Raw genomic sequence first — 22,305 nt, 5'->3', positions numbered from 1 at the left:
ATACGTTAATCCGCCACAAGGACTTAACATTCCAGTGTTAGCTAAATGGATTAGATGTGTTGATGAAATATCTAAAGAAATTTTTCCGCTTTGTCGGAAAGGCCCTGACCGCCACTCGCGTCGGGCTGACCAACCTGCTGTTTATCGTGTTCCTAGTGGTGTTTATCACCACACTCACCGCTGATAAAGGACCAACCATGCCTGAAAAGGCGGCCTTGGTGTTGAGTATTCAGGGACGTATTGTTGAACAAAAGATTGCTGTTGACCCCGCTGAAGCGTTCACCCAACAGATGCTCGGTGGCAAAGAGAAGCCGAAAGAGACATTGCTGAAAGATATCATTTTCGCCATTGAAAATGCACAGCACGATACCCGCGTTGGCGCGTTGGTCATCGAAACCCGCGATATGGCACCCGCCGGTCTCAACAAGCTGCAGGCAATCGGCAAGGCGATTGAAGAGTTTAAATCTTCAGGTAAACCGGTCTACGCGATTGGGGATTACTACGCCCAGCACAACTATTATTTAGCCGCTTATGCCGACGAGATATTCCTTAACCCCCATGGTGGAGTAATGCTGGAGGGCTATGGCCGCTACCGCACCTACTTCAAATCGTTGCTGGAGAAGATCAAAGTTACGCCACACGTCTTCCGGGTGGGTACATTCAAGAGCGCTATCGAGCCATATATCCGTGACGATATGTCACCTGAAGCAAAAGAAGCTAACCTGGCCTGGATGGGTGACCTGTGGACCGCATATAAAGCCGATGTTGCAGAGCAGCGTGGACTTGAGCCTGAGCAGTTGGATGTCTCGATCGAATCAATGCTGGAAGGCCTCAACAAGGTTGACGGCGACTTTGCCCAGCTAGCGTTGAACAGCGGCTTAGTTGACGCTCTGAAGACTCGCGAAGAACTGCGCCAACCTATCATTGAAGTGGTTGGTCAGGATCCTGAGCATAAGAGCTTTAACCAGGTTTGGTTGGGTGAGTATCTGTCCATCATTCGTCCTCACCAAGCACCTCTCGAGAACAAAGATCGTGTTGGTATTGTGGTTGCGAAAGGTACCATCATGAATGGTGATCAACCGCCAGGCACCATTGGCGGTGACTCTACGGCTCGCCTGTTGCGTCAGGCCCGTCTGGATGACTCCATCAAAGCGGTTGTTCTTCGCGTTGACAGCCCTGGCGGAAGTGCCTTTGCTTCAGAGGTTATCCGTAACGAGATTGATGAACTGAAACGTGCCGGCAAACCCGTTGTCGCTTCAATGAGTACCTATGCCGCTTCAGGTGGTTACTGGATATCTGTCAGTGCAGATGAGATCTGGGCTTCTCCTACCACTATCACGGGTTCTATCGGCATCTTTGGCATGCTCACCACCATCGATCGCGCGCTTGACCATATCGGCGTGCATACAGACGGTGTAGGCACCACTGATATTGCGGGCATCAGTATTACCCGCCCGCTGGATCCAGGTGTTAGTGCCATTATTCAACGCAGCGTTGAACATGGTTATGACCAGTTCATCGGATTGGTTGCTCAAGAGCGCGATATGACGCCTGAGCAGGTTGATAAGATCGCCCAAGGCCGTGTCTGGAGTGGTAAACAGGCACATGAACTGGGCTTAGTCGATAGCCTGGGTGACCTTCAGGACGCCGTCTCTGCTGCAGCAGACTTAGCGGGCCTGAGCAGCTATGACGTGGATGAAGTGAAACGTCCAATGAGCTTTAAAGAGCACCTGTTGAATCAACTGCTGAACGGTGGTGCGTCACTGATGGCAAGCGACTCTCCGCAAGACTTCAGCGGCTACACACCGAAAAGTCAGTTCATGACTGAGCTACAACGCCTGTTCAACGATTTATCTGTGTTGAATGAGCTGAATGACCCTATGGGTATTTACGCGCGCTGCCTGGGTTGCGAAGTTTACTAATTCGCAGCTAATCAGATGAAAAAGGCCGGAACTACCACTGGTAGTTCCGGCCTTTTTACGTATATGCTTGCGCCCATGAACAAGAAGAAAATTTATATCGCATATACGGGCGGTACCATCGGTATGCGCCAATCTGCTCATGGCTATATTCCTGAGCCAGGCTTCCTCCAGGAAGTGCTGGAAAAGATGCCTGAATTTCGCCGTGACGAAATGCCAGAATTCACCATTCACGCCTATCAGCCACTGATTGATTCATCAGACATGACGCCGAATGATTGGCAGAAGATTGCCGATGATATCGCAGCAAACTACGACCAGTATGATGGCTTTGTGGTATTGCACGGCACCGATACCATGGCTTATACGGCATCGGCACTCTCTTTTATGCTGGAGAATCTGGATAAACCGGTTGTTGTTACCGGATCTCAGATCCCCTTGGCACAGCTGCGCTCAGATGGCCGCGAAAACCTGCTGGATGCTTTGTTCCTGGCAGCCAACTACCCCATTCCAGAGGTCTCACTCTGTTTTAATCACAGCTTGTTTCGCGGCAATCGAACAACCAAAGTTCATGCTGACGGCTTTAATGCCTTTGGCTCGCCGAACTTCCCCCCCTTGTTGGAAGCCGGTATTCAGATCCAGTTGGTAAAGGGTGAAGTTAAATCTGCAACGGGCAAACCGCTCAAGGTGCAGCCCATTCAAGCGCAACCCATCGGTATGGCAAGCCTCTACCCGGGTATTTCTGCCGATGTAATCGCCAATATTCTGCGTCAGCCGGTCAAAGCGCTGCTGTTGCAAAGCTATGGTGTGGGCAATGCGCCGCAACACAAACAGATGCTGGACCTGCTCTCTGAAGCGTCAGAGCAAGGCATTATCGTCGTGAACTGCACTCAGTGCCTCAAAGGAAGTGTCAACATGGGAGGCTATGCGACAGGCCAGGCTCTTAGGGATGTGGGTGTGATCAGCGGCTATGACATGACAACAGAGGCAACGCTAACTAAGCTCCACTATCTGTTGAATCAGCCACTTACTCCAGAGCAGATCCGTGAAGCGATGCAAACCAGTTTGCGTGGCGAACTCAGCCGCAACTAGCAATTTAGTGTGGGGCTTTAATTACAAAGCCCCATTATCTTGCAGCAACTGATAAATTGACTCCGCCAGCTCCCTGTATCCAGCCTTGTTGAAGTGAACGTAGTCAGACTTCAAGCTCGGTGAACGCTGCAACTCGGCCATTAACTCGCCATCAAATACCAGGTCATACTCTTCAGCCAGCTCCCGATAAAATGGTGCTGATGAGCTGAACAGATTCTTTTCTGGCACGCCAATTAAGACTACGGGGATCCCGGAAAGCTGCGCATGCTCAATCATTGCTGCCAAATTAGCTTTCGCTTGTTGGGGAGAGTGATTTCGCAAAATGTCATTGCCGCCTTCAATCAATATGATCAAATCAGGCTGGTTGGTTTGAACAACTGAAGCAAAACGCTCACGCCCCTGGCTGGTTGTTTCTCCCGAGACACCGGCATTAACCACCTTACGCCTTGACAATTCGGCCAGAACCGCTGGATAACTGTGCTCTTTTTCAACGCCATAACCGGCTGTAAGGCTGTCGCCAAACGCCAGGATTGTTGCGTCGTAATATAAAGGTGTAAGTTTTGGTTCTGAACAGCCGCTTAAGGACAAGACCAAGCCAAGCAAAAACAATGTGGCCAATCGATTAAAAGCTATCGTCACAATCATCACCGTTAAAAAAAGCACCTGAAAAGGTGCTTTTTGGATTTCAATACTAAAGCGGCACCACCTCTCAGGCGGTCAGCGCCTTTTCAAACCGCTTTAACGCATCTTTATCATCAGCGGTCACTGCGCCTGCTTCCAGCCATTGCCAGAACAGGTTCTCAACCGAGCGGCTCTCACCGCCGTTCATACGATCCTGCAACAGGGTGAGACGCAACTGTTGACGCAAAGCTTCGTTGTTGCCCGGGGAGTCCAGTCCTGCAAGCAACTCGGCTTCAATCATCAAGCGATTACGGGTCTCACTGTCCGCAGTCTTATCTGAAGCTTCCTGTTGCCAGGTTTTCAAACTACGTTGCCAGCGCTCTGGTAATGCTTCTAACAAGGTCTGATCATCCCCTGAAATAGCTTCTATCAACTTTTGATAGTTGTCTTTCACCGCTTTTTTCTGGAATGAAACAAGCTTGTTCTCTGCGTCGGTAAGTAATTTATCCAGTTCAGTTTCCAATTGACGACGCTCGCGGTTCGCCAGTTCGCCCACCTCTGCAGTTTCTGCCTGAACTTTAGCTATCGCGTCATGGATAGCGACTTCAGTATCAGCAGCGGCAACCCGCTCGGAGAAGCTATTCATGGCAGCTTTATACTTGTCAGCTTCAGCCTGCCATTGCGCGCGTTGTTCATTACGAGAGGCATACTTTTGCTCGCGCAGCTGTTGGCCTATCGCCTGGAAACGTTGCCATAGCGCTTTTTCATTGGCGCCTGCGTAACCAGCATCACGCCACTGCTTCATCAAGTCGTCAAAACTCTCTGACGCAGTTTCCAATTCGTTTAGATCGAGGGATTCAGCCTGCTTCAGAAGGCTCTGTTTACGAGCTTCATTCTCAGCATAAAGTTTCTTCAGGATGTCAGAGACCTGGCGAGACACTTTGGCGTACTGGCTCTGAACTTCCTTGCGTTTTGCAAAATCGATTTCACCACTACGGCGCCATTTATTTGCTATTTGGCGATAAGCTGACTCCAGCTGATTAAGTAGCATGGGCTCGGTCTGTTGCTTCGCCAACAGGTCACTCATCTCTTTAATTAGCAGCTCGCGAGCAGCCAGGTTCTCTTCCCTCACCTTCTGCTGTTCACCATAGAACTGACGGCAAGTCTCAAATGCCTTTTCACTTAGCTCGTCAAACTGGTCAGCCAGCGGCGCCCAATTTTCATCGTTACGGTCAAGCTCCAATGTCTGCCAGCGTTTGCGGGCATCCTTAACCGCTTCTGCCTGAGCTTTAGGATCTTCAAGCGGCTTTTCCGCCAGTTGCTGGATCTCTTCAAGTAGCACAGTAGCCTTAGGTGCGGCAACCAACTGGTGCCATTCGAGAAGCTCTTGTTCCACTTTAGCCAAGCTCTGGTAACGCTTGTCAAACCGGCGTCTGGCTTTGTCAGAAAGTTTGTTAAATATTGGCTGCAGGCGATGAAACTCGCGTACGGCAACTTTCAGACGCCCCGCTCGCTGGTGGCGTTCAGCGCGCCAGAGTTGTTTATCGAGGTCCGCTTCCGCACTTTTTTGCGCATTCAACTGTTCGTTTTTGGCTTTACCCAGCGCTTTCAAGCGGGATTCCGCACGCTGTTTTAACTCTTTCGGCAGTGGTAGCTCTGACAAGTGTTGCCAAGCTTTGCGCATGGTATTGAACTGACTTACAAAATCGTCCGCACTTTCAGACAGCTCAACCAATTGGTCAGCAATACCGCTGGCTTTTGAGATCTGCTCAGGAAGCTGAGCAAGTTGCAACAGACGCTCCTCAAGCTGCTGACTTCGCTTATTCAACGCCATCCAGTCATCTTCGCGCAAAGTAGCTTCTGCAATACTCTGCTTTAAGTGCGTGAGAACCTCATTAAATGGCTCAAGATCGTATTCTTGCTGCTCTTCAATCAGCGTGTATATCGCTTTAATGTCTCCGGCAAGGGCATCCAGGCCACCATCGAGCAAGGCTTTGTTTTCTTTTTGCTCTATCGCTTTTTCCTGCTCTGCGAGTTGCGCCGACCACAGCGCCTCAAGCTCCTGCAGTCGAACACTCAAACGCTCATTCAGCGAATCAAATTTTTGCTGCCATGCCTGAAGCAACTCAAGTTGTGACAACTCCTTGCTCAGCTCACTCCAACGGCTAAGCAACTCATTTGCCTTTTGTCCAAGTTCCGGGTGCGACTCGGCTTGTGGCTCCAACAGCTTTTCGATAATCCCCTGCAACTGGGCAAGATTAAGTCGTGCCTGTTCGTTTAACAGGGCCGGCTTCTCTTTGGCTTCTTTTAACGCCTTCAATTTGTCTTCAAAGTACTGTCTGACACTCAACTGAGCCGCTTTTTTGCCTAAGCGACGCATCTGTTTCTCATCGTCGACCTGTTCAGCAGCCCAAAGAGCAAGCGCTTCGTCTGTTTCATGCTCCGCAGCGTCGATATAGCAGCGACTCTTGTCAATACGGCTCAATGCGGATTTACGTAAGGCAGCCTCGGACAATTGGCGCCAAACCGATTCCAGGAATTTTTTGTCTTTGCAGTCGTTAACAAACGACTGCACTTCTGAAGCATCTTTAAGTTCTGATGAGGTGATCAGGTCCGTGACATGTTGAAGAGCCGATTTCTTGAGCCCATCATCACGTTCTTCTCCAGCTGCCAGCCACCACAAGGAGAGGTCATCCAATCGCTCCAACGCGGTACGGCGAACCTGACGATGCCCATCATTGAAAGCCAGCTCTCTCAATATTGTGCGATGCTGCTGATTTTCCAGCTGCAGTGTTGATATTGCTGCTTGCCTTTTTTCGTGATCAGAGTGTTTCCAGGCGGGGCGGAAAAGATTCTTAAATATCATCGTGTTTAAACCTTACGATCGACTCTGCAGTCTGTCCTTTGAACTGTTGTTTTAATTCCGCTTTGGATAGCGTATTTAATGAGCCGTCTTTGGCGACGCTCATGTGCTGCTGCTGGTCCAGGTGCGTTGCCTGATAAGCAATCACCAGCTGCATAGCATTGTCTTTTTGTTCAGCGCTAAGTGGATTTCCATCGGGCCACTTTCCTAGCTCTACCGCAGTTTTTAAGCGCTGATAGCTTTCGAAATCGAGTTTTTCGACCAGCTCGATGATATCCATCTCTTTACCCACTATTTTTTCTTAAAAATCAGCCACACACGAATAATGATGTACCAAATGAATCCGGCCGCAGACATCACCTGGCCTAACGTTCGCTGCCAGTCGGGTTGGGATTCACCATCAAAAAAAGTCACCGCAAAACCCGCAACAAACATGAGCAAAGCAATAAATTGCTGCGTCATGATTCTTTGCTGCCGTTTGATAGCGTATACCCGTTGCTGGCTGGCACGCTTCTCATCATCCATTTCACCTCTCGCAAAACCGCAATGTGAGCATACGTCGGCTCTATCCGAAATACGTTTTCCGCAGCAAGGGCAAGGAATGATGGCCATTGATAACTTCCAATGAATAAAAGAGATGCATTATGAAATATTTGCCGAGGGATTAAAACAAGAAGACCCCTATTGGGGCCTTCTAACATCAAGCTAATGACGTTTTTATCAATTAGTCTTTGTGTTCACTGCGTTGTTGATAAAAATCGCTCCAGTAATCCGCAACCGTTGTCTTCATCTCTTTGAATAACATCATGATGCCGAACAGGTTGGGCAGCGTCATCAATACAATGGCGACCGCCGCAAGATTCCATACCACGGTGGTATCAGCAACGGCGGCCCACATAAATCCAGCGCAATAAAACACCCGGTATGGCATTACAGCCCTGACACCAAGCAGATATGTGATTGCTCGGTCACCGTAGTAACTCCAGGCGATAGCTGTCGAGAATGCAAATAGCAGCAGACCGATGGAAACAATATATTGGCCAAAATCACCAAAGAAGCCTCGGGTAAACGCTTTTGTTGTTAACGCGGCAGAGTGAATCAGAGAATCCCCTTTAACCTCCAACTCTTTGTTGATCAGGCTGCCATCTTTAATTTCAATACTACCCGAATAAGGGTGTCCGCCCACCAGATACTGCACGTTTTCAGCCACTGAGTGAGCATTAATCAGCGTGTAACCGGGAGACTGAGCCAGCCCATCTTTTACTACCACGGTACCGCTATAGGACTCCACATTTGCTTCATTGCTGCCAATAAGGAAGCTTGAAAGTGCTGCTCGGTCTTCATCGCTTTGATCACTGTATAGACCTGCGATGTATTTCATATCGGCAGACTGGAATGAGTTTTCGTGTTTTTCTGTCCAGACCCCAGAAGAGAGGATCACAAGTCCTGTCAAGGTACAAACAATGATGGTGTCAATGAACGGCTCCAGGATAGAGACGATACCTTCTGAAACTGGCTCATCAGCTTTTGCTGCTGCGTGAGCAATTGGCGCAGACCCCTGACCCGCCTCGTTAGAGAACAGGCCTCGACCAACGCCTTTGTTGAATGCGTAAGCAAAACTGGCACCGAGGAAGCCACCGGCCGCGGCGGATCCAGAAAACGCATCAGAGAAGACTGATACCAAGGATGGAAGAATATTCTGGTAGTTATAGAGGATTACCGCCAAAGCACCAATCACATAGAGTGCAGCCATCAACGGCACGACACGAGATGTGAACTTAGCAATACGACGAATACCACCGAGAATAACCAGCGCCAACAAAACGGTCAGCACTCCACCAGTCAGGATGGGATCTAATCCAAAGGTCGACTCCATGCTGATAGCGATGTTGTTTACCTGAGGCAAATTACCCGTACCAAATGAACTAATGACTGTCGCAATAGCAAAGATCACTGCCAGCCACTTCATGTTCAGGCGACGGTCCATGTAGTACATGGGACCACCCGCCATGGTGCCATCTGCGGTTTTTACGCGGTACTTGTGAGAAAGTGTCACCTCCACGAACTTGGTTGTCATACCAAAGAAAGCGGTTGCCCACATCCAGAACAGCGCCGCTGGGCCGCCGATATGAATGGCCAATGCAACGCCACCGATATTACCGGTACCCACAGTACCTGATAGCGCGGTTGTTAATGCCTGAAAATGGGTGGTGTCACCCATGGCATTTTTAACGTCATATTTCCCTCTCACTACGCGCCAGGCGTGCCCGAAGTATCGGATTTGGGGAAATTTAAGGTAAACAGTGAAAAATAAACCCACCCCTAATAACACATAAGGGAACCAACCAGCGGATCCCAAGTATCCATCTAGCATCAATAAAAAATCGTTAAGCCCCTGCAAAGTAGCCTCCCTGGAAAATTTTTTTATTCGTTAATTTTTTGTTATCAAAAGCATACTAGATAAGCTGAGTCCCGTTTACCAGCCCTCAATTCCACAGAAGCTGAACAACTACTGAGCAACTGAATCGCAAAGCGAAGAAAGAGTGTTGACAGCGAAAATTCGCTACATTAAGATGCGCGCCGTCCTTGAGGAAAGGACATCTACTCCCCTGTAGCTCAGTTGGTTAGAGCGGTGGACTGTTAATCCATGTGTCGTCCGTTCAAATCGGACCAGGGGAGCCAAATTTAAAATGTGAAGTTTATTCCCCTGTAGCTCAGTTGGTTAGAGCGGTGGACTGTTAATCCATGTGTCGTCCGTTCAAATCGGACCAGGGGAGCCAATAAGAGAAAGGGCTGCGAGAAATCGCAGCCCTTTTTCGTTTTCAACCGTTAGAAAACAATTAATCCAGCTAATACATCACACCACCGCACTAAGCCAATAGCCCAATATATAAAATTAAATAGAATGAATGAGAGGATAAAATGAGGTCTTCTCAATGCAGTTGTCAGGCCATGGCCAATTTTCAATGTTTACTGTGGGGCAGGTTTTATATGTTCGCCCACTGGGTAGCTGGAACGAAGAGTGTGCCACCGTTTACCTAAAAGCATTTGAACAAGGGCTGGTAGAGATCCAAAAGCAACATGGGGCATTCTTCGGCATAGCTGACATGCGCTATTGGACACTGGGCACACCTGGCGCCCTGGAGATAATTGGTGTTGGAGGACGAGAGGCTCGCAAACAACTGGGACTTGGCAAAATAGCAGACCTCTATTTTGGCGGAGATCCAATCCCCTCTCAGGTGTCTCGCGCAACCTTTATTCCTGACAGCGATTGCTTCTGGCAAGTCAATACATTTGAAGAAGCGAAAGAGATAATGCGCTCTCTCAGTGCCTGCGTCGACTACGAGGAGTTGCAAACCCTGATCGATAGCGACAACCTTGACCTGCATCCCCTGTCGCCCACCTAGCGCCAACTAAGGAATCTGCGACATTTCATTGATAGTAAAACTCTCGACGGCACCATCGACCGCCTGCAAGTATGCGGCCAAATGAGGGTTATCCATATGCGCCTGCCAGAGTTCGCGACTTTCCCAATTTTCAAAAAACAAAAAATGGGCCGGGTTTTGATTATCCTGATGCAGATCGTAATTGATACACCCCGGCTCCACGCGCGTCACATTAATCAACTTAAGCAATTCAGACTTTACCAGAGCAACCTTGTCGGCTCTCGCATGTATATTGGCGACGATAGTTAGCTTTGCCATGATCGTTCCCTTGTTGTAAATGGTTCCAACGGCTTACCTTGATAGCAATATAGAACCGATAACTGCCAGGTAAAAGTTGCGCTCTCACTAGGGTCTGTTGACCTTTGCTGTTTGTTTTTGCAGCAATATGTTGGTGATTTAAGCGAGGCAGAGGCTATGAAGTTGAGTGGCCCTCAATAAATAGCCGATAACGAAGCATAAATCACCAACAAATGCTGCCCGAAGGGTTCGCTGAAACACGTTCTGCACTACGTCATTCACTACTTACTTAGATCGCTAAGTTACGTAGCTCACTTCTTGCTCAAAACGTGTTTCATTCGAACAAAATCCATACACGAAAGGTCAACAGACCCTAACTCTGCGCAAGTAAAAAATTGAACCACCTCATTGTTCTAACTTTTTTCTCTTGACCAAGTGTAAAGATTGCTGACGGTCTATAGGGTTGCTGGAAAATTTACTCTATAGTATTTGTTAATTGATCCGATAGATCACTGATTTAACAGGGATAGATGGGCGGCCCCCAGATGAAAATTCAAAGTAAGACGCTGTTCGTAAATGTCTTTATTTTGCTGTTATTGCTTCTTGTCATTTGGGCAGGACAATATCTGTCTGTTATTAACCAGATCGAGTTCCAACGAGAGCAACTCTATTCCAACGCTCGGGTTCTATTAGAGAGCACAGAGCAAACGTCAGAAGAAAAGAGAAATACATACCTTAGCCAGCTCTCAGGTTATGTATCGTTATCCGTGTTAAGCAGCGATGGTGAAATCAAAGCCAGCTTCACGAAAGCGCCCAGAGTAAACTTCCCTCTCGCAAGCCTGGCCACAGCATTGGGGATCGCAGCTACAGATTTGCAGGCAAATGCCGGTTCGCACGCCGTAATTATTACCCCAGATTACAGTCACCTGCAGCTGAGCTTTATCCGCAACATCGCATTTACCACTATTGCATGGCTGATCATGTTGATAGTCAGCATCATGTGGTTGCGTGGCAGCCTGCATAAACCACTCAGAAACTCTGTCAAAGAGCTGCAAGCTCTTTGCGACAAACTTGTTCACGCAGAAAAAGATCTTCAGGTAAGCTCAGGTCTTGCCAGTGAGTTTAAATCTATTGGCGAAGGGTTACAGGCGATTCAGAAGAGCGTGGTGGACCGACTGCATCAAACCGAAGAGGAACTGACTCAGGTAAGAAAAACCGCCTATCTTGATCACCTCACCGGTTTGCCTAACCGAAGCCAGTTCATGCTCGATATTCCTGAGATGCTGGCCGACGAAAGCGGAAAACATTTTGGCATCATGGCCTTGGTTCGGACCACTGCACTGGGTCAGATTAATAAAGCGAAAGGCTATACGGCAGGCGACCAGTTCATCAATGTACTGGTTGACTCAGTTAAGTCAGTAGCCAGCCAATTCAGAGGCTCCAAAATCTACCGCCTGAACAGCTCTGATTTCGCCATCGTATTGCATCACTTTTCGCAGAAAGAAGCCGACAGCCTAGGCGCGCAGTTGCAAGGTCGGCTTAATGAAATCAAACATAACCATGACCTGGATAATACTGCATACATTGGTATGGCTGGTTTTACACAGGGCATGTCCGTCGGTGACCTGCTAGCACTGTGTGATACAGCAACGGGTGTCGCTCAGTCGAAAGATTCGAATTCATGGCATTTCCAGACTGACTTAGCGGGTACAGAAGTACTGGGCGAGCGGAACTGGCAGGAAAGCATTGAATACCTAGCCAAGCAAACCAAGTTCACGCTGATTGGCCAAATGATCAAGCCGCTCAAACAGGGCAAGATTTACACCGCTGTTTCACCAAGATTCAGCACTGCGGACGGAGATGAACTCCCATACCGTTCTGCCTACTCTATGGCTGAACGTTTGCAGCTTTCTGTCGATCTGGACAAGGCGGTATTGAGTGCCATTTTGGCGTTAGCCAATAAACGCGGAGGCGAAGATCCGCTGGGTCTGACTGTATCTGTCACCGCAGCCCACGACTCATCGTTCTTGGTATGGCTGGAAAGAATGCTAGGTAAACACAGTAAGCTGGCGAGCCGCCTTACTTTTGAGATTACTGAGCAGGGATTACAACGGGATCTTAAGTCCAGCCGCCGATTTATTGATGTCGTCCACCGAACTGGCGCAAAAGTAACAGTGAAGCAGTTTGGTCTCGGCATGACCTCATTCAAGTTCTTTAAAGACCTGAAACCTGATTACATTAAGATTGACCAGAGCTACATGGAAGATATCGAGAGCGATCGCAATATTCAGTACTTCCTGCGCCTTATTATTGATATCGCTCATCGCTTGAGCATCAAGGTGATTGCCAGTGGCGTCGAGTCCCAGGAACAGAAGTACGTGCTTGAAGGTATGTTTGTCGACGGGATCCAGGGCAGCTATGTTCACCGTGCCGCCCCACTGACAACAGTTGAATCTTAAGCTGACCCCATCTAATCAGAGTTAGCTGTCTGTAGCCAAAAGCCTGTCTAAAGAGCGTTCAAGCAGCGCCGCTTTAGGCAGGTCAAACATACCGTTATTCAACGCCTCGACATGAGGAGTTTTCCCTTCAACTACTTTCAGAAACTGCTCTACCACTCGGCAATTAGCGCTATACCAGATGTCTCTTGTATCCCACTCGCCTTCGTTATTTTCCTGACCATCGACTTTAATTGGGGCAAAACGCCAATTATCACCGGGGCGAAAGCCTCCACTGAGCTCAAGACGCTTAAGCTCACCGATCAATTTCAAATCAATTTGGATCCCAGTTTCTGGCAATCGGTATAGCTGTGTATCGAGTAGCGTTCCTTCACTCTCAAGCAAAGCACTGACGTTGCTCACACCTTCACCTATGTGGTGATGAACCAGCTGGAACTCACCCAGGGTGTGTATCAGAAACGATAAAGGATGGGCCGCGATATCCAGAAACCAACCGGCTGGAGATTTCTGCATTGGGAATCGACAGCCCACAGATAAAACGACGCGAGACAGCGGACCTAACTCACCATCGTCCAATATTTTTTGGATCGACTTTGCCGTTTCCAAAAACGAGAATGGGTAATTAACAAACGTTGGATAACGCCCTAGCCCTGCCAATGCGCCTGGAACAATCTGTGCCCCGGTAAGAGGCTTCTCACAGAGCACTGGACGGTCATTAAACTGAGAAAGGTAATCCAGGTGAGTCGAAGTGGGTGACGCGATTACAATAATGTCGCAGTGTTGAAGATCCGCAGCATTAGTCGAGGCTAACGGGATCCCCTCCTCTGCAGCAATACGCGCTGTCCCCTCAGGGTTGGTGCCAACGATGCCTGCAATCTCATGACCTGCTTCTCGGAAAGTTCCGACATGAACACGTCCCCAAGAGGTACCAATAATCCCAACTTTCATGCGTAGACTACACCCTTACTGAATAGCAGATCATATCCCATTGATTTAGCTTAGCCTTTTACAGCCAATACGGCATCACCATTTTCAAGTACCGTCTGATCTGAGTCGTCGTCTCGACTCTGAGAGCGCCATTGGCTAATGAGAACCCCAAGGATAATGAGGCCTGCAGCAACCCACTGCTGCGAATTCAGGCGCTCTCCCAAAAGAATATAAGCAAACAACAAACTAAATACCGGGATAAGATTCACGTAGCCAGCGGCTGCAGTTACCTTCACTTTTGAGATCGCGTAGTTGTAAAGCAGATATGCACCTAGTGTCACAACCACACCCAAATAAACAATAGACAACAGCGCGATATTGCTGACCTGTTCAGGCACAGGAACCCACATCAGCATAGGTGCGAAGAATATTGCGCCACAAAACGCCTGGAATGCGGTCAGCGTAATAGCCGGATAGCGTGCACTCAGATGCTTCAGGTTAATGCTGTAAACTGCAGCGCAGATCATCGCCAGAAATTCTAAGAAGTTACCCCACAGCGCGTTAGGTGCGTGACTGTCAGACTCTCCCGCCAGAGTGAGCCAGACAACACCAATAATGGCGACCATAAAGCCACTCAGCATTTTTCTTGAGACTTTTTCACCGACACTAAACCAGGCCAACACGGCTACCATCAATGGCAGTAAGGCGGTGATCATACCGGCCTGTGCAGCTGAGGTGTGACGCATAGCTTCACCTTCCAATACAAAGTAGAGGCAAGGCTCACATAGCGACATCACAGCCAGCCGTTTCCAGTCTCCGGCCTGGTACTTGAACTGTTTAACCGCTTTAAACATCAGCAGAAAGCAAAGCGACGCCAGCAGCATACGGCCGAATATCACCCACACCGGATGCATTTCACCAATCGCATATTTCAGAGCGATAAAGGAACTGCCCCACAAGAGCATGGCGATAATCAGGGCTATGGTAGGTAAACGTTGCTGCATTAACTTACATTCCGAGTGATCTAACGGGCGGATCCTAGAGCATAATAGTTGTTAGTCAATGGTAAGGGCCTGTTGACCTTTGGTGCATGGATTTTGTTCGAGTGAAACACGTTTTGAGCAAGGAGTGAGCTATGCAACTTAGCGATCTAAGTAAGTGGTGAATGACACAGCTCAGAAAGTCTTTCAACGAACCCTTCGGGCAGCATTTTTTGGTGATTTATACTTCGTTATCGGCTATTTATTGAGATCCACTCAACTTCTTAGTCTCTGCCTCGTCTAAATCACCAACATTTTGCTGCAAAAGCAAACAACAAAGGTCAACAGGCCCTAATATGCACACGAAAAACCACAACTCTGGACGGTTGTTAAGGCGCGGTCAAAAGCGGATAATACGCCCACTTTCAAATAGTAACCTCACTAGGTGACACCAAGTTCATGAGTGAATATCTGTTGCTGCTGGTCGGCACTGTTTTGGTCAACAACTTTGTTTTAGTAAAGTTTCTTGGCCTCTGCCCGTTTATGGGAGTTTCCAGCAAACTGGAAACGGCCATCGGCATGTCGCTGGCAACAACCTTTGTACTGACTCTGGCTTCAACCTGTAGCTATCTGATTAATCAGTATCTTTTAGTGCCTCTGTCGCTGGAATACCTGCGTACCATGAGCTTCATTCTGGTGATCGCAGTGGTCGTGCAATTCACCGAAATGGTGGTTAGAAAAACCAGCCCACTGCTTTACCGCTTATTGGGGATCTTTCTTCCGCTTATTACTACCAACTGCGCCGTGCTCGGCGTCGCTTTGCTGAACATCAATGAGAATCACGGCTTCATTGAGTCGATCATTTATGGTTTTGGTGCCGCAGTTGGCTTCTCGTTGGTATTGGTGCTGTTTGCTGCCATGCGCGAACGTTTAGCAGCGGCGGATGTTCCAGCTCCATTTAAGGGCGCATCCATCGCCATGATTACCGCCGGTCTGATGTCGCTCGCCTTTATGGGCTTCAGCGGTCTAGTGAAATTCTAAGGGCGAACCATGACTGGATTTCTCATAGCTATCATCGCATTCGCCGCCCTCTCATTGGTGTTTGGAGCCTTACTGGGTTTAGCGGCATTAAGGTTCAAAGTAGAGGAAGACCCGTTGGTTGAGCAGGTCGATGCTATTTTGCCGCAAACCCAGTGTGGCCAGTGTGGTTATCCGGGGTGCCGCCCCTATGCTGAAGCCATCGCCAACGGTGACGAAATCAACAAGTGCCCTCCAGGTGGCGAGGCAACCATTCAGAAACTTGCAGACTTAACGGGCCGAGAAGCGAAACCACTAGATGCCGCCCATGGCGAAGAAGACGTAAAAAAAGTCGCCTTTATCCGTGAAGCTGAATGTATTGGCTGTACCAAATGTATTCAGGCATGCCCTGTCGACGCGATCCTCGGAGCATCAAAGATGATGCACACGGTGATTGCTGACGAGTGTACCGGATGTGACCTCTGCGTTGAGCCCTGCCCGGTGGACTGCATCGAGATGCGCCCAGTCAAACAAACAACAGATAACTGGAAATGGGATTTGAAAGCGATTCCTGTCAGGGTGATTGATTAAAATGGAAACCACCCTGAACTTAGTAAAACTAGGCAAACTGTGGGATTTTCCTGGCGGTATCCACCCGCCGGTAAGAAAATCGATCTCTACTTCGCATCCAATCAAGCGTTTGCCGCTTCCCGACCACCTGTATCTGCCACTAAAACAGCATGTGGGCAGAGGCGGTCAACTGTTAGTCGCTGTAGGCGATCATGTGCTGAAAGGACAAGCTCTTAGTTCCGGAGAACAGGGCGCGTTGCCCATTCACGCGCCGACGTCAGGAAAAGTCGAAGCGATCTCAGACTACCCCAGCGCCCATCCATCAGCCCTGCCTGAAACAACGCTAGTGTTGCGCCCCGATGGAGAGGAGCACTGGTGCGAGCGCAACCCCATTGATACACCGCTACAACAGCCAAAATCAGTACTGATAGAAAAAATCGCAACATCTGGCATTGCAGGGCTTGGCGGTGCTGGATTCCCTGCGTCACGTAAACTGGACGGTGCGCCAGAGTCGCTGGAGTTTCTGATTATCAACGGTGCCGAATGTGAACCATACATCAGCTGTGACGATATGCTGATGCGTGAACATGCTGAAGAGTTGGCAACCGGCATCGAGCTGCTGGTTCATATACTCAACCCCGCCATGGTTTTGGTAGGTATTGAGGATGATAAGCCCGAGGCAATTGAAGCCATGGCTAAAGCCACAGAGGGACTGAACGTTTTGGTCAAGGCGATACCGACCAAATACCCATCTGGTGGAGAAAAACAGCTAATACAGCTTCTAACAGGAAGAGAAGTACCAACTGGCGGCCTGCCCTATCAATGCGGTGTCGTCATGCACAACATTGGCACCACCTATGCCATTAAGCGCGCGATTTGTGATGGAGAGCCGCTACTGGAACGGGTGGTGACGGTGACTGGCGAAGCGGTTGAACAGCCGGGTAACTATTGGGCGCACTTTGGAACACCGGTTCGCCACCTGCTTGAACATGCAGGTTATAAATCCAAACATGGCCGCCGTATTATCATGGGCGGCCCCATGATGGGGTTCACCCTACCCCACGCAAATATTCCGTTGGTCAAGATCAGCAACTGCATTTTGGTCCCCAGTGAGCAGGAATTGCCCATGGCTGGTCAGGAGATGCCATGTATCCGCTGCGGCCAATGTGCCGAAGCTTGCCCTGCTTCGCTTCTCCCGCAACAGCTTTACTGGTACAGCGCCCACAAAGAGCTGGAGAAAGCCCGCGAATATAAACTCTTCGATTGTATTGAATGTGGCGCCTGTGCCTATGTCTGCCCGTCAGAGATTCCGCTTGTGCACTACTATCGCCGGGCAAAATCAGAGCTACGCCAGCAAGATGCTGAGGCACTCAAGTCAGATCGCGCCAAACAAAGATTTGAAGCGCGTAATGAACGACTTGAGCAAGCTAAGCTTGAAAGAGAAGCCCGACATCGAGAGGCAGTAGCCAAACGTCAGGCTGCGGTCGCCAATCGAGGCTCTCAGAATCAGGGCGCTCAGGAGGCTGTCGCAGCTGCCATGGCCCGAGTTAAAGCCCAGCAGTCTGACCAGCCCCCTGCTGCGATAATCGATGAGCAGGGTAATCTCCAGCCAGACAACCAGGCCGCTATCGAGGCCAGAGCCAAACGCAAAGAAGAAGCCGCCAAGCGCAGAGCGGAGAAAGCAGCCGCTAAAGCGAAGCAGATGGAAGCTGAGTCACCGACATCTGATTCACTTGCATCTGCTAAAGACCCACGCAAGGCGGCGGTTGCTGCTGCCGTGGCACGAGCCAAGGCCAAAGCGGAAGCTAAGAAAGCACAAAGCGCTGAGACCCCGGACGAAGAAACGTCTGTAACTGAGCCTTCACCTGAACCTTCAGCTGACACTCCGGACGTCGATCCACGTAAGGCCGCCGTTGCTGCTGCCGTGGCGCGAGCAAAAGCCAAAGCGGAAGCCAAGAAGGCACAAGGCGCTGAAACACCTGACAATGAAGCGTCTGTAGCTAAGCCCTCATCTGAACCTTCAGCTGACACGACGGACGTTGATCCTCGTAAGGCCGCCGTTGCTGCAGCCGTGGCACGAGCCAAGGCCAAAGCCGAGCAAAAGAGACGCGAAGCGGCAGAGAGCACCAGCGATCAAACCGAGCAAGAACCAAAAACACAGCCTGCACCTGCGCCAGTGGCAAATGAAAACGCAGCGGATGCAAAAAAAGCCGCTATTGCAGCTGCCGTCGCCAAGGCCAAACAGAAAGCGATGGAGCGACAGGCGGCAGCTAAGTCTGAAGACTCTTCAGAGGAGGACGCCTAGATGTCATTTAAATTAGCGGCTTCTCCGCACCAGAGGATCCCGACACGAACCAGCAAGCTGATGTTCACGGTCGCATTGGCGGCTCTTCCCGGCATTGCCGCTCAGTATTGGTTTTTTGGTGCTGGCGTGTTTTGGCAGCTGTTGTTGGCCATCGCTACTGCCGTGGCATCAGAAGCATTAATTCTGAAAATTCGGGGTAAAGAGATTGCATCAACGTTGGCTGATAACAGTGCCATGCTGACCGGTGTGCTCCTTGCCATCAGTTTGCCACCTCTGGCGCCATGGTGGTTGGTCGTCATTGGCACGGCATTCGCCATTATTATGGTTAAACAGCTTTATGGTGGCTTGGGTTACAACCTGTTTAACCCTGCCATGGCAGCTTACGTCATGCTGCTGATCTCATTCCCGCTTCAGATGACCAGCTGGCACCCTGCCACAGGCTTTGGCGCTCATGGGTACGGTTTCATTGATGCTGCCTACCTGATATTTACCGGATTCAGCAGCGAAGGCTTCAGCCTGGCACAGATCCTTAGTGGTATTGATGGCGTTACGACCGCCACACCATTGGATCATTTCAAAACCAGCCTGACCCAGGGCTACACCAGCAGTGAGATTATCGCCAACAACCCGCAGGGCATGCTTGCGGGTATAGGCTGGGACTGGGTTAACCTGGCCTACCTTGCTAGTGGCATCTACCTGTTGCAGCAGAAGGTTATACGCTGGCATATTCCTGTGGGTGTGCTCGGTGGCCTGTTTGTAGCTGCCTTGGTCAGTTTCTTACTAAGCCCTGATAACACCGCAACCCCCATATTCCATTTGTTCAGCGGTGCCGCCATGCTGGGCGCCTTCTTTATTGCCACAGACCCGGTCTCCGCCAGCACAACAGTCAAAGGTCGACTGATCTTTGGCGGCTTGATTGGTTTGCTTGTTTACCTGATCCGCACCCATGGCGGTTACCCCGACGGGATGGCGTTTGCGGTGCTGCTGGCCAACATGTGTGTACCACTGATCGACTACTACACCCAGCCCAGAACCTATGGTCATAGTGAAGAAACGCCGCTAGAAGACGGTAAAGGAGAGTCATCATGAGTCTCTCCCCAATCAGTAAGAATGGCCTGATACTGTCCGCCTTTGCGCTTGTGACAACCGCGTTAGTTGCGCTCGTCCATGACTTTACGGCACCACAAATTGAACGTCAGGAACAGCAACAGCTGATCACCACCTTAGAACATCTGTTTCCGGCAGGCAGTTACAACAACGACCTGTTCAATGAGTGCATTTTGGTGACCAGCGAACAGTTTCTAGGACGACCTACGCCACAAAAAGCCTTTATCGCTCGCTTTAACGACGAACCCGTGGGCATCGCTATTGAGAGCACAGCACCGGATGGTTACAACGGGTCTATTGATATCATTGTCGGCATTTTAAGCGATGGTACTACCGCTGGCGTCAGAGTGTTGAACCACAAAGAAACCCCAGGGCTGGGGGACAAGATTGAGCTGAGAAAAAGCAACTGGGTGATGGCCTTTGATCGCAAACAGCTGGCAGATGAAAACGATCCGCTATGGAAGGTGAAAAAGGATGGTGGCCAGTTCGATCAATTTACCGGCGCTACCATTACACCCCGCTCAGTGGTTAAAGCAGTGAAAAATACGCTGCTGTTTTATCAACAGCACCAGGCACGCCTGTTCGATAATCAGCCCGGCTGTGGAGGCGACAAATGAGCCAATTTAAAGAACTCGCTGTTCAAGGCCTTTGGAAAAACAATCCAGGATTGGTCCAGCTTCTTGGACTGTGTCCCCTGCTGGCTGTCACTGCAACCGTAACCAATGGTTTGGGTCTGGGACTCGCCACCATGCTGGTACTGGTCGGTTCGAATGTTTCGGTATCGTTAGTAAGAAACTGGGTGCCTTCCGAGATCCGTATCCCGGTCTTTGTGATGATCATTGCCGCCTTTGTTACCTGCGTAGAGCTGCTGATGAACGCCTATACCTTCGGCCTTTATCAGTCTCTGGGTATTTTCATTCCGCTTATCGTTACCAACTGCGTCATCATTGGTCGCGCTGAAGCCTATGCCTCCAAAAACAATGTCGGTTTGGCTGCGCTGGATGGTTTGATGATGGGCCTCGGTTTCACCCTGGTACTGATTTTACTTGGCGGTATGCGTGAACTATTGGGCCAAGGCACCCTGTTTGACGGCATGGAGATGCTACTGGGTTCCTGGGCTTCAAGTTGGCGTATCGAACTGTTCAAGGTCGACAGTCACTTTCTATTGGCTATCTTGGCTCCCGGTGCCTTTTTGGGCATGGGCCTGCTGATAGCGCTGAAAAATGCCATCGATACTCAAATCTCCGCTCGAGCTTCAGTAAAAGAGCCGGTGAAAAAAGCCGCACGGGCACGTGTGACAGCAAGCTGATCATCTAACATGAATAAAGAAAAAAGAAGAGAAATTCTGGAGCGCTTGCGCGCCAATAATCCACACCCAGAAACTGAGCTGAACTTTTCGTCGCCGTTTGAGTTATTAGTCGCGGTAACGCTCTCAGCGCAGGCAACGGATGTCAGTGTGAACAAGGCCACTGATAAGTTGTTTCCGGTTGCCAACACACCTCAGGCAATTGTAGAACTGGGGGTTGAAGGTCTTAAGGGCTATATCAAAACTATTGGTCTTTACAATTCAAAAGCAGAAAACGTGTTTAAGGCCTGCCAGATCTTACTGGATAAACATGGCGGAGAGGTTCCTGAAGATCGTGCGGCTCTTGAAGCCCTGCCGGGGGTAGGCCGTAAAACAGCGAACGTAGTTTTAAATACAGCATTTGGCTGGCCGACCATCGCCGTAGACACCCATATTTTTCGTGTTTCAAACCGTACCAAGTTTGCGATGGGAAAAGACGTCGACAAGGTGGAAGAGAAGTTACTGAAGGTCGTGCCAAAAGAGTTTAAAGTGGACGTACATCATTGGCTGATACTTCATGGGCGTTACACCTGCGTGGCCCGTAAGCCGCGCTGCGGCAGCTGCATAATTGAAGACCTCTGCGAGTTTAAAGAGAAAACCGAGATTTAGCCCAATCGAAGAATACCAAGACGCAGGGGTTAACTGACCTCTGCGTCTTAGCGTTTCAGCTAGCCGACATTGCGCGCTGGAAACGGGATTAACGAAGGAGAACCCACCTGCTCCGCCTCCCCGTCATCTACTGGTACGGTATCGTTCTGAGTATCTTGTTGCTGAGGTTTACTCTGAAGCGCCCCGCTCAAACGCGCCTTGATATCATCCAGCTTGTTCTTTTCGCTACCATTGGGCGCGAGCGCCTGACCTAGCGCCGCTTTGGCTTTCGCCACTTTGTCGTCCTCGTCAGCAGGCTTGTGAGCAGCCAGTTTCTGAGCAATACCACTCGCTTTTGCTTTCAGCTTCTGCTCATCAATGATGCCCAGCTCCTGCATTGACAACCCTTCTCCTTCCATCATCGACATCAGCGAATCAGAAGGTAAGCGCAGCGACGGACTGCACTCTTCAAACAACTGGCGCAGCTTAACGCCCTGCGTCATCGAGAAGCCTGAAAACGCTTCGCGAAGTGCCTCAATATCCAGAAATGCAGCGTGCAGATGCTTTCGTAACACCACATCAGAAGATGCATCAGCTACAGAGTTTTCAACCTCATCGCTGGCACCAACATTAAACTCATCGACCGAAAGGCCTTCGGCCATCATTTGATCCAATACCGCTTGAGAAGGCAATTTCAACTCGCTCAAAGCGATATCTATGTTCTTCTTCACGCGCACAGCTTCTACGAGAGAATAGAGCCCGAACACCGCGGTTACATTTGCTCGGTTGCGAAATACATCAAACATAACGTCTCCTGGCTGGCGAAATTAAA

20 protein-coding genes and 2 tRNA genes are annotated in these 22,305 nt (G+C 49.7%); 13 read left to right on the top strand and 9 right to left on the bottom strand.

Annotated features, from left to right (window positions below):
• Nucleotides 1-62: 62 nt before the first annotated feature.
• Both sppA and ansA read left to right on the top strand, forming a co-directional pair.
• Nucleotides 63-1,922, top strand: coding sequence for a signal peptide peptidase SppA (gene sppA, locus ABEA14_RS00285; protein WP_345337721.1), 1,860 nt, complete (start codon nucleotides 63-65; stop codon nucleotides 1,920-1,922).
• A gap of 75 nt (nucleotides 1,923-1,997) precedes the next feature.
• A complete protein-coding gene (gene ansA, locus ABEA14_RS00280; protein ID WP_345337720.1) occupies nucleotides 1,998-3,011 on the top strand; it encodes an asparaginase in 1,014 nt (337 codons plus the stop codon).
• Between the two features lie 21 nt (nucleotides 3,012-3,032).
• Here ansA and ABEA14_RS00275 read toward each other — a convergent pair whose 3' ends face one another.
• From ABEA14_RS00275 to ABEA14_RS00255, 5 genes are all read right to left on the bottom strand, one after another.
• Nucleotides 3,033-3,656 carry an arylesterase gene (locus tag ABEA14_RS00275; protein ID WP_425557236.1) on the bottom strand — a complete coding sequence of 208 codons (624 nt, stop codon included), beginning with the start codon at nucleotides 3,654-3,656 and terminating at the stop codon, nucleotides 3,033-3,035.
• A 64-nt stretch (nucleotides 3,657-3,720) separates the two neighbouring features.
• Entirely contained in the window at nucleotides 3,721-6,498 is a 2,778-nt protein-coding gene (locus ABEA14_RS00270; RefSeq protein WP_345337717.1) for a DUF349 domain-containing protein, read from the bottom strand.
• A complete protein-coding gene (locus tag ABEA14_RS00265; protein WP_345337716.1) occupies nucleotides 6,488-6,787 on the bottom strand; it encodes a YeaC family protein in 300 nt (99 codons plus the stop codon). The genes ABEA14_RS00270 and ABEA14_RS00265 overlap by 11 nt, the downstream gene beginning before the upstream one ends.
• Complete coding sequence (locus ABEA14_RS00260; protein WP_345337715.1) at nucleotides 6,787-7,020, bottom strand: hypothetical protein; 234 nt, start codon at nucleotides 7,018-7,020, stop codon at nucleotides 6,787-6,789. Before ABEA14_RS00260 ends, ABEA14_RS00265 begins: the two co-directional genes overlap by 1 nt.
• Nucleotides 7,021-7,219: 199 nt before the next feature.
• On the bottom strand, nucleotides 7,220-8,896 hold the full coding sequence (locus tag ABEA14_RS00255; protein ID WP_345337714.1) for an alanine/glycine:cation symporter family protein: 1,677 nt from the start codon (nucleotides 8,894-8,896) through the stop codon (nucleotides 7,220-7,222).
• Nucleotides 8,897-9,100: 204 nt separating this feature from the next.
• Here ABEA14_RS00255 and ABEA14_RS00250 point away from each other — a divergent pair.
• The 3 genes from ABEA14_RS00250 to ABEA14_RS00240 all read left to right on the top strand — a co-directional run bounded on the left by ABEA14_RS00250 (nucleotide 9,101) and on the right by ABEA14_RS00240 (nucleotide 9,902).
• Nucleotides 9,101-9,177, top strand: a tRNA-Asn gene (locus tag ABEA14_RS00250).
• 21 nt (nucleotides 9,178-9,198) lie between these two features.
• Nucleotides 9,199-9,275, top strand: a tRNA-Asn gene (locus ABEA14_RS00245).
• A gap of 156 nt (nucleotides 9,276-9,431) precedes the next feature.
• Nucleotides 9,432-9,902, top strand: coding sequence for a hypothetical protein (locus ABEA14_RS00240; RefSeq protein WP_345337713.1), 471 nt, complete (start codon nucleotides 9,432-9,434; stop codon nucleotides 9,900-9,902).
• Nucleotides 9,903-9,908: 6 nt separating this feature from the next.
• On the opposite strand, the gene ABEA14_RS00235 is transcribed toward ABEA14_RS00240, so the two are convergent.
• A complete protein-coding gene (locus ABEA14_RS00235; protein WP_345337712.1) occupies nucleotides 9,909-10,199 on the bottom strand; it encodes a putative quinol monooxygenase in 291 nt (96 codons plus the stop codon).
• Nucleotides 10,200-10,723: 524 nt separating this feature from the next.
• Here ABEA14_RS00235 and ABEA14_RS00230 point away from each other — a divergent pair.
• The gene (locus ABEA14_RS00230) at nucleotides 10,724-12,637 is read left to right on the top strand and encodes an EAL domain-containing protein (RefSeq protein ID WP_345337711.1); all 1,914 of its coding nucleotides are present in this window, start codon (nucleotides 10,724-10,726) and stop codon (nucleotides 12,635-12,637) included.
• 21 nt (nucleotides 12,638-12,658) lie between these two features.
• On the opposite strand, the gene ABEA14_RS00225 is transcribed toward ABEA14_RS00230, so the two are convergent.
• Nucleotides 12,659-13,582: a Gfo/Idh/MocA family protein gene (locus tag ABEA14_RS00225; protein WP_345337710.1), complete on the bottom strand. Its 924-nt coding sequence runs from the start codon at nucleotides 13,580-13,582 to the stop codon at nucleotides 12,659-12,661.
• Nucleotides 13,583-13,632: 50 nt separating this feature from the next.
• A complete protein-coding gene (locus ABEA14_RS00220) occupies nucleotides 13,633-14,565 on the bottom strand; it encodes a DMT family transporter (RefSeq protein WP_345337709.1) in 933 nt (310 codons plus the stop codon).
• Nucleotides 14,566-15,000: 435 nt separating this feature from the next.
• On the opposite strand from ABEA14_RS00220, the gene rsxA reads away from it, so the two are divergent.
• The 7 genes from rsxA to nth are packed head-to-tail and all read left to right on the top strand — an operon-like array spanning nucleotide 15,001 to nucleotide 21,494.
• Nucleotides 15,001-15,582 carry an electron transport complex subunit RsxA gene (gene rsxA, locus ABEA14_RS00215; protein ID WP_345337708.1) on the top strand — a complete coding sequence of 194 codons (582 nt, stop codon included), beginning with the start codon at nucleotides 15,001-15,003 and terminating at the stop codon, nucleotides 15,580-15,582.
• Between the two features lie 9 nt (nucleotides 15,583-15,591).
• Nucleotides 15,592-16,149, top strand: a complete 558-nt coding sequence (gene rsxB / locus ABEA14_RS00210; protein ID WP_345337707.1) for an electron transport complex subunit RsxB — start codon at nucleotides 15,592-15,594, stop codon at nucleotides 16,147-16,149.
• Between the two features lies 1 nt (nucleotide 16,150).
• Nucleotides 16,151-18,433 carry an electron transport complex subunit RsxC gene (gene rsxC / locus ABEA14_RS00205; protein WP_345337706.1) on the top strand — a complete coding sequence of 761 codons (2,283 nt, stop codon included), beginning with the start codon at nucleotides 16,151-16,153 and terminating at the stop codon, nucleotides 18,431-18,433.
• Nucleotides 18,434-19,522: an electron transport complex subunit RsxD gene (gene rsxD / locus ABEA14_RS00200; protein ID WP_345337705.1), complete on the top strand. Its 1,089-nt coding sequence runs from the start codon at nucleotides 18,434-18,436 to the stop codon at nucleotides 19,520-19,522.
• Nucleotides 19,519-20,157 (top strand): electron transport complex subunit RsxG, encoded by a 639-nt coding sequence (gene rsxG, locus ABEA14_RS00195; RefSeq protein WP_345337703.1) that lies wholly within the window; start codon nucleotides 19,519-19,521, stop codon nucleotides 20,155-20,157. Before rsxD ends, rsxG begins: the two co-directional genes overlap by 4 nt.
• Entirely contained in the window at nucleotides 20,154-20,849 is a 696-nt protein-coding gene (locus ABEA14_RS00190) for an electron transport complex subunit E (RefSeq protein ID WP_345337702.1), read from the top strand. The genes rsxG and ABEA14_RS00190 overlap by 4 nt, the downstream gene beginning before the upstream one ends.
• 9 nt (nucleotides 20,850-20,858) lie before the next feature.
• Complete coding sequence (nth, locus tag ABEA14_RS00185; protein WP_345337700.1) at nucleotides 20,859-21,494, top strand: endonuclease III; 636 nt, start codon at nucleotides 20,859-20,861, stop codon at nucleotides 21,492-21,494.
• Between the two features lie 59 nt (nucleotides 21,495-21,553).
• Here nth and ABEA14_RS00180 read toward each other — a convergent pair whose 3' ends face one another.
• Nucleotides 21,554-22,279: a hypothetical protein gene (locus tag ABEA14_RS00180; protein WP_345337699.1), complete on the bottom strand. Its 726-nt coding sequence runs from the start codon at nucleotides 22,277-22,279 to the stop codon at nucleotides 21,554-21,556.
• Nucleotides 22,280-22,305: the final 26 nt, after the last annotated feature.

The organism is Corallincola platygyrae, assembly GCF_039544265.1.
Lineage (GTDB): Bacteria > Pseudomonadota > Gammaproteobacteria > Enterobacterales > Neiellaceae > Corallincola > Corallincola platygyrae.
The sequence above is the reverse complement of the archived record's forward strand: the minus strand, read 5'-3'. Positions and strand labels throughout refer to the sequence as shown.